Here is a 2,273-nt window from a genome sequence, read left to right on the forward strand (position 1 = left end):
GAGACTTCAGACATCTCGCTCAACAGTCCGAGGGCCTCGCCCGTTACTCGACCGGCCTCGTCACCCGATCGGTGGCCAAATTGAAAAGCCTCCGGTATGAAGCTCTCGGCGGTCCTCAGCGACGTCGCGGGCACCAGTGGCTGGGCCATCTTGGAGGACCTTATCGCCGCGGAGCGTGATCCCAGTCGCCTGGCCGACCTTGCGGTTCCGCCGGCCCGCAACAAGATCCCCGCCCAGCGGTGTCGTCAACTGGTTGGGGCTGACGTGTGGTTGAGGGTTGGCAGGTCGTGGTGGGGCCAGCGAGCAGTACGCTGTCGGCGGTGAGTACGGTGCCGGTGATGTGTGCGGCCGCGTCGGTGAGAAGGAAGAGTGCGGCGCTGGCGATCTCCTCGGGGGCGGCCCATCGGCCCAGAGGCACATGCTCCAGCACGGTGCTGGACGGGCCGGGGTCGGCCCAGAGCGTGTACGTCATCCCGGTACTGAGCCACTCCGCCCGGGCCGATAATGGCCGCTTCTCGAGCGGACCCGAGTGCCCCGCATCGGTGGGGGCCGACCGCGCTGCCGACCGGACCACGTGGTCGCGGGCAAGGCCTACGCCTCCCGTGGCTTCCGCGCCTACCTCCGCAAGTGCGGCATCAGCCACACCATTCCGGAGAAGCGGGACCAGCAACGCCACCGCCGTAACCGGGGCCGCCGTGACGGCGGTGGCCCGCCGCGGTTCGACGGGGAGATCTACCGGCGGCGCAATATTTGCCCTTGCACCAGCGCAGGAAGGGCTGGGCGGGTCGGCGGGTGGCGTAGTTGTCCGCGTGCCAGGCGTCGAGATCGGCCTGTCGGCACTGGTCGAGGGTCCGGTTGCGGGGTGCGAGCCAGGTGAGGAAGGTGTGGGCCTGGGTGGTCTGCTTTCGGGCCTGGTGCGTGGGGGAGCGTCTGAGGCGGACCGGCTTCGGCCTTCGCTCGTAAGCGCCGCAGTTGGTGCCAGGTGGCGAATCGGCGCAGGAGCTGGTGTCGGGCGGGATCCTCGACCGCCGTGAGGCGCTCGGTGAGCCAGCGTTCGTAGGGAGGAGCCGTCGGTCCGCGTGGGGCAGGATGTTGCTCTCCATGAGCAGGTCTCGCAGGTGGGCGGCTGCGCGCCAGCGCTCCTGCTGCTGCAGGCCCTCGTGGCTGATCGGGACCGCTCGCCAGGTCCTGCAGGAGACGAATGATGTTGGGGCGGCGGAGCCAGATAAACCTGCTCTTGGGGCGGTCAAGCTCCAGGAGCAGGTCCATGAGGGGCACCAGCTGGGGGGCGATCCTGGCGGGTGCCGTCGTCGAGGAGGCCGGCGAGCCGGTCGGCCAGGGTGCAGCGGTCGCAGAGCCGGCGTCCGAGCAGCATCCCTCGAAGCCGCAGCGGTCGCAGAAGAAGTCGCGGCTGATCCCCGCGCAGTCGCGGCAGACCGGGACGTCATCCGGATCGCGGCCGGGCAGCACCCGGTCCGTGCGGCAGCCCGGACAGCGGTCCCGGACGCGCATGGCGCGCTCGTAGCAGGTGTGGCAGATCTGCCCGTCAGACCACTCGGCCGCCTTCGCCCTCGTCGGCTGCAGCGCGAGCACGTGCGGACGTGCCAGCGCACCAGGCGATGGAGAGCGCCGACAGGCCTCCTGGGCTCCCCGCAGCGCAGTTCTTGGCTCTGGTCCTCCAGAGGTACTCGGACTTCCAAAACGCTCCGCCCCTCGGCTGGCTGTGTGAGCCTTGCAGCACCGAACGGCCCTGTCGGGGCCGTTCGGAGGCGCGTTGCGGACTGGTTCTCGGGATTGGCGGTCCAGGAGGGAGGACGCTGACTCCAGAGCTGGAGGCTCAACGTGAGCAAGTACTCCGCACGCGTCGCGGACACGAACGCCTGGTTGCCCCCGGTACCGGCGCAAAAGCCAAACTCACCCCAGCAGACCGGATCCTGGCCACCGTGCTCCACCTGTGCAAGCTCGCCACCATGGACCTCCTCGGCCAGCTCTTCGGCGTCACCGCCATGACTATCAGCCGCGCGAATCAGGAAGTCCGCCCGCTTCAGGAAGCGCGCGGCCACCACGTCAGCGCCTCCACCGCCCGCTTCCGCACACCATCCGACGTCGCGACGTTCCTCGCTCTCAACCCCATCCCAAGCAAGATCAAGAAAGCGTGTTGTTGATTATCTGCGCGCCCTTAGACGGTGTCCTATGTGGTGATCGCTCGTTGGTCCGTCTATGGGGCGGGGTACGTGGAGTTGGATTGTTCCGGACGGGCTGTGGGAGATCGC

At 68.6% G+C, this 2,273-nt stretch carries 3 protein-coding genes and 1 pseudogene; 3 read left to right on the forward strand and 1 reads right to left on the reverse strand.

Translation table 11 applies throughout. The features are described from left to right. Window positions 1–160 precede the first annotated feature (160 nt). Window positions 161–574, reverse strand: coding sequence for an SDR family oxidoreductase (locus ABZ624_RS42705; protein ID WP_360101089.1), 414 nt, complete (start codon window positions 572–574; stop codon window positions 161–163). On the opposite strand from ABZ624_RS42705, the pseudogene ABZ624_RS42710 reads away from it, so the two are divergent. From ABZ624_RS42710 to ABZ624_RS42720, 3 genes and pseudogenes are all read left to right on the forward strand, one after another. Further along, a pseudogene (locus tag ABZ624_RS42710) lies at window positions 509–748 on the forward strand (IS5/IS1182 family transposase); the annotation flags it as partial. The gene ABZ624_RS42705 and the pseudogene ABZ624_RS42710 sit on opposite strands and share 66 nt — an antisense overlap. Window positions 749–1,267: 519 nt before the next feature. Beyond that, window positions 1,268–1,525: a hypothetical protein gene (locus ABZ624_RS42715; protein ID WP_360101083.1), complete on the forward strand. Its 258-nt coding sequence runs from the start codon at window positions 1,268–1,270 to the stop codon at window positions 1,523–1,525. A gap of 445 nt (window positions 1,526–1,970) precedes the next feature. Beyond that, window positions 1,971–2,165: a hypothetical protein gene (locus tag ABZ624_RS42720; RefSeq protein ID WP_360101086.1), complete on the forward strand. Its 195-nt coding sequence runs from the start codon at window positions 1,971–1,973 to the stop codon at window positions 2,163–2,165. Window positions 2,166–2,273 lie beyond the last annotated feature (108 nt).

It is taken from the genome of Streptomyces sp. NPDC007205 (genome assembly GCF_040634095.1).
Lineage (GTDB): Bacteria > Actinomycetota > Actinomycetes > Streptomycetales > Streptomycetaceae > Streptomyces.